The sequence below is a fragment of the Stenotrophomonas sp. GD03777 genome, from assembly GCF_029842485.1.
GTDB lineage: Bacteria > Pseudomonadota > Gammaproteobacteria > Xanthomonadales > Xanthomonadaceae > Stenotrophomonas > Stenotrophomonas sepilia.
Window position 1 is genome coordinate 1 of sequence record NZ_JAOCGL010000173.1, and the last position, 4,706, is coordinate 4,706.

Annotated in this window: 5 protein-coding genes; 2 read left to right on the forward strand and 3 right to left on the reverse strand. The window is 68.0% G+C overall.

The features are described 5' to 3' along the window. The first annotated feature begins 139 nt into the window (after window positions 1-139). The gene (gene ddlA, locus N5E02_RS20095) at window positions 140-1,234 is read left to right on the forward strand and encodes a D-alanine--D-alanine ligase (protein ID WP_235649695.1); all 1,095 of its coding nucleotides are present in this window, start codon (window positions 140-142) and stop codon (window positions 1,232-1,234) included. 76 nt (window positions 1,235-1,310) lie between these two features. On the opposite strand, the gene N5E02_RS20100 is transcribed toward ddlA, so the two are convergent. The 3 genes from N5E02_RS20100 to oleC form a co-directional block, all read right to left on the reverse strand. After that, entirely contained in the window at window positions 1,311-1,466 is a 156-nt protein-coding gene (locus tag N5E02_RS20100; RefSeq protein WP_005407633.1) for a DUF1328 domain-containing protein, read from the reverse strand. An 81-nt stretch (window positions 1,467-1,547) separates the two neighbouring features. Further along, window positions 1,548-2,540 carry a 2-alkyl-3-oxoalkanoate reductase gene (gene oleD, locus N5E02_RS20105; RefSeq protein ID WP_065185571.1) on the reverse strand — a complete coding sequence of 331 codons (993 nt, stop codon included), beginning with the start codon at window positions 2,538-2,540 and terminating at the stop codon, window positions 1,548-1,550. Continuing rightward, a complete protein-coding gene (oleC, locus tag N5E02_RS20110) occupies window positions 2,537-4,195 on the reverse strand; it encodes an olefin beta-lactone synthetase (RefSeq protein ID WP_065178390.1) in 1,659 nt (552 codons plus the stop codon). The genes oleD and oleC overlap by 4 nt, the downstream gene beginning before the upstream one ends. 104 nt (window positions 4,196-4,299) lie before the next feature. Here oleC and N5E02_RS20115 point away from each other — a divergent pair. Next, the coding region (locus tag N5E02_RS20115; RefSeq protein ID WP_279946672.1) for a YkgJ family cysteine cluster protein at window positions 4,300-4,706 on the forward strand (407 nt) is incomplete at its 3' end.

A 4,706-nucleotide genomic window follows, 5' to 3' on the forward strand; every position in this document is an offset into this window, starting at 1 on the left:
CGACCCCTGTTGATGGGCCATGAGGACGGTAGATCCACGCCATGCGTGGATGGATTTCTGGTTCATCTGTGCCTCACGCGGTGGGCCGATGAAGGTTCATGCTATGGGGCCACGCAACGCACAGGACATCGCACTCCCCATGGCACGGACCCGGGTCGGCATCATCTTCGGGGGCAAGTCTTCCGAGCACGAAGTTTCACTGCAGTCGGCGAAGAACATCCTCGATGCGCTTGATCGCGAGCGCTTCGAGCCGGTGCTGGTCGGCATCGACAAGCAGGGCCAGTGGCATCTGAGCGAGCCTGCGACCTTCCTGCTCAATGCCGATGATCCGGCACGCATCGCGCTGCATCGCTCCGGCCAGTCGCTGGCGGTCCTTCCCGGTGCCGAGCAGGCACAGCTGCAGCCCTCCGATGCGGCCAGCGTGCTGGGCCAGATCGATGTGGTGCTGCCGATCGTGCACGGGCCTCTGGGCGAGGACGGTGCGCTGCAGGGGCTGCTGCGCATGGCCAACCTGCCCTTCGTCGGTTCGCCGGTACTGGGCTCGGCAGTGGCGATGGACAAGGACGTGACCAAGCGTCTGCTGCGCGACGCCGGGCTGCAGGTGGCGCCGTGGCTGTGCATCCGCCGCCACCAGGTGGCGGAAGTGGATGTCGATGCGGTGATTGCCCAGCTTGGCCTGCCGCTGTTCGTGAAGCCGGCCAACCAAGGCTCGTCGGTAGGCGTGAGCAAGGTCAAGGATGCGGCGGGCTTTGCCGAAGCGCTGGCAATGGCGCTGCGCTACGACCACAAGGTGCTGGTGGAATCGGCGGTGATCGGCCGCGAGATCGAGTGCGCGGTGCTGGGCAACGAACATCCGCAGGCCAGCCTTTGCGGCGAGGTGGTGGTGCACGACGAGTTCTACGCCTATGACACCAAGTACATCAACGAGGATGGTGCCGAGGTGGTGGTACCGGCCGATATCGAGGCCGGCACCCAGGCACGCATCCAGCAGATCGCGCTGCAGGCCTACCAGGCGCTGGAGTGTGCGGGCATGGCGCGCGTGGATGTGTTCCTCACCGCAGGCGGAGAGATCATCATCAACGAGGTCAATACCCTGCCCGGATTCACCCGCATCAGCATGTATCCGAAGCTGTGGGGCGCCAGCGGTGTCGACTACACGACCTTGATCACGCGCCTGATCGAACTGGCGCTGGAGCGCCATGCGGCCGATCGCGGGCTGCAGAGCGCTGTGTAACGTCGTGGTCGCCCGCAGAGTCGAGCATGGCTCGACTCTGCGGAAAGCGATGCCGGCCAGCGGCCGGCACTACCGGCTAGCCGCGCTTGCGGAACATCGAGATCACCGCAAGGATCAGGAACACCACGAACAGGATCCAGGCGATGTTGGTTGCGGCGCCGGCGATTCCGGAGAAACCCAGAACAGCGGCGATGATGGCGATGACAAAGAAGATGATGGCGTAGTGCAGCATGGCGCTCCTCGCGGGTGGTCGAGCCTTGGATGGCGTGGGTCCATCCTCCCGATCCTGCGGTGTGCAACCAGTGACGGCGATCTATGCAGCAGATGAAGCCTTCAGCCTGCGCAGCCCCTCTTCGATGCTGACCTGCGGCACGTAGCCGAAGTCACGGCGCGCCGGTTCCATGCTGTACCAGTGCGGCGTGCACAACTGCTCGGCCAGGAAGCGGGTCAGCGGCGGCTCGCCACGCAGGCGCAGCAGCGGCCACAGCCGCTCGCAGATGGCGCCGACACGGTACGCGGTCTTGAAGCTGATCGCCTTGCCCACCGTCGGCGCGCCAACAGCGGCCAGCAGCTTGTTGACCAGCTCGCGCATCGGCAGCGGCTCGCCATTGGAGATGAAGTAGGCCTTGCCCGCACACGCAGCGCCCGGCGCCAGTGCCTCGAAGGCGAGGAAGTGCGCGAGTGCGGCGTTGTCGATGTAGGTGGTGTCCACCCTGTTGTTGCCATCCCCCACCAGGCGCAGGCGGCCCTGCCGCGCACGCTCGGCCAGCCTCGGCACCAGCTGCTGGTCGCCTGGGCCCCAGATCAGGCGCGGGCGCAGTGCCACCGTCGCCAGCGACGCATCGTTGGCGGCCAGCACGCGCTGTTCGGCGATTGCCTTGGTAGCCGCATACGGCGCCTGGAAATCTTCGCCGTACGGCACCTCGTCAGCCCCGAGGCCTTCCACCGGGTGCGTGGCACGATGGGTCACGCTGGGCGTGGAGGTGTAGACCAGCCGGTTGATGCCATGCGCGCGGCAGGCCGCGAGGACGTTGTCGGTGCCGACCACGTTGGCCTGGTGGTAGCTGTCATAGCTGCCCCATGCGCCGGCCTTGGCGCCGTTGTGGAACACCGCATCGACGCCGGCCACCGCATGCAGCACCGCCTGCGCATCGGCCAGATCACCGCGGATCTGGCCCACGCCCATCGCCTGCAGTTCCGGGTAATGACTGCGGTTGAACGCCAGCACCTGGTGGCCACGCTCGACCAGCCCGCGGCACAGCGCCTGCCCAAGGAAACCACCGCCACCGGTGACCAGGATCTTCATGCGCGCTTCTCCAGTTCGGTGCTGGCCCAGACGGCGAGCTTCTCGCGGCCGATCTTGGCGTTATGACGGATATCGACGGGGAACGAAGGGTGTACCAGGAAGTGCTCCAGCCCGGCTCCGGCCAGGCATGCGGCGGCCTTGGCACGCAGCGCTTCCTGCAGTGCCGGGCTGTCGGACCGGCCACGCTGCAGCTCCACGCACAGCACCGGCACCTGCGCACCGGCGGCCCCCACGCCAACAAGCGCAGTGCGCGCCACGCCGGCCACGGTGTTGAACATCGGCTCGACCTGCTCGGTGTACAGCGGCCCGCGCGCGGTTTCCACGCGCTGCGTCTTGCGCCCGCAGAACCACAGGCGGCCCTGCACATCGAAATAACCAACGTCGCCCATGCGATGCACCACGCGGGTGCTGCCATCGGCCAGCGTCTCGCGGATCTTCGCCGCCGCAGTGGCCTGCGGGCGGTTGAAGTAGCTGTCGGTGGCGGTCGGCCCGGCCACGGTGATCTCGCCCACCTCGCCGGTGGCCAGCACACGTGCCTGCGACCAGTCGGCCAACGGTGCGTCGTCGATGGCGATGATGCGCACCTCGTTGGGGGCCACCACGTTGCCCACGCAGGTGCCGGCACCGGCCTCGGTCGCCGCGCGGGTGCGCTCCAGTTCGCGGCCTTCGACCACCGCCACCGGCAGGCACTCAGTGGCGCCATAGGGAGTCCAGAACTGCGCATCGGCCGGCAGCAGGCTGCGGATGGTGGCGACCACGTCCGGCGGCACCGGTGCCCCGGCCGAGGTCACCCGGGTCACCGTCGGCAGTGGCCGCCCGTGCCGAGCCAGCACCCGCATCAGCGCTGGCGAGCCGAACAGCTGGGTTACGCCGAAGCGCTGGATGGCATCGTGCAGGCGTCCCGGGTCGGCCTGCGCCGGCCGCGTCGGGTCCATGTCCGGGATCACCGAAGTCAGGCCCAACGCCGGGTCGAACAGCGCGAACGGTGGGAAGGTCGGCAGGTCCACCCCACCCGCTTCCATGCCGAAGGCACTGCCCAGCAGCTGGATCTGGCCGACGAAGTGGCGGTGGCGGTAGACCACGCCCTTGGGCACGCCGGTGGAGCCGCTGGTGAACAGGATCGCCGCCATGTCCTCGCCATCGGTATCGGCCAGCATGGCCCCCCCCTTGGCACCGGCACGTTCCAGCGCGGCCAGGCTGGTACCGCCCCAGCCGAGGCGGCGGCCGACCGTCACCAGCCGGGTGGCCGACGGCGCCCAGCGCAGCACCAGCCGCGCCACATGCGCCAGAGGAATGCCGATGAAGGCCTGCGGCTGCGCCTCGTCCAGGCACTGCTTAAGCGCGCGCCGGTCGATGCCCGGATCGACCAGCACCGGCACTGCGCCCAGCTTGAACAGCGCGAACATCAGCAGGAAGAACTCCGGAGAGGGCCGCACCATCACCACCGTGCGCACGCCACGGCCGATCCCGTAGCCGGCCAGGCCGGCGGCCATGGCATCACTGCGGGCGTCCAGCTGACGGTAATCGAGGGTGACATCGTAGGCGGCCATGCCGTTGCCGGCGCCGCGGCGGCCCGGGCAGCGGATGGCGATCTGGTCGGGGCGTTCACGCGCCAGTTCAGGCAAACGGGCCGCAATGTTGCAGGGTCGGTTCATCCGTTCATTGTCGCCGCTTACGGAATTTCTTGCGCGGCGGCCCACTTCGTGGAAAATCCGCACCCTCGTTCCCGATTCCGACTGCCGCCCGAGGCGGCTTGCCCATGCAACATCCCTGCATGACCTGCGGCGCCTGCTGCACCCAGTACCGCGTGGCCTTCCACTGGATGGAATCGGACGAGGTCACCCCCGGCGGCGTGCCGCATCAGCTCACTGAGGTGCTGGATCCGCACCGCCTGTGCATGCGCGGCACCCATTCCAAGCCGGTGCGCTGCGTCGCGCTGGATGCGCAGATCGGCGTGTATTCACGCTGCACGATCCACCCCAACCGGCCCAGCGTGTGCCGTGAGGTGGATGCATCGTGGGAATACGGCAAGGCCAGCCCGCAGTGCGACAAGGCGCGCATTGCCTATGGCCTGGATCCGCTGACGCCGGCCGACTGGCGCTGGCGCGATGACGCCGACAATGACGACGATCACCCGGACGACAACGGCAACAGCCCGTCCTCGCC

Coding starts and splice junctions, on each gene's coding strand:
- N5E02_RS20100 (WP_005407633.1), bottom strand. CDS start 1,466: ATGCTGCACTACGCCATCATCTTCTTTGTCATCGCCATCATCGCCGCT.
- oleD (WP_065185571.1), bottom strand. CDS start 2,540: ATGAAGATCCTGGTCACCGGTGGCGGTGGTTTCCTTGGGCAGGCGCTG.
- oleC (WP_065178390.1), bottom strand. CDS start 4,195: ATGAACCGACCCTGCAACATTGCGGCCCGTTTGCCTGAACTGGCGCGT.
- ddlA (WP_235649695.1), top strand. CDS start 140: ATGGCACGGACCCGGGTCGGCATCATCTTCGGGGGCAAGTCTTCCGAG.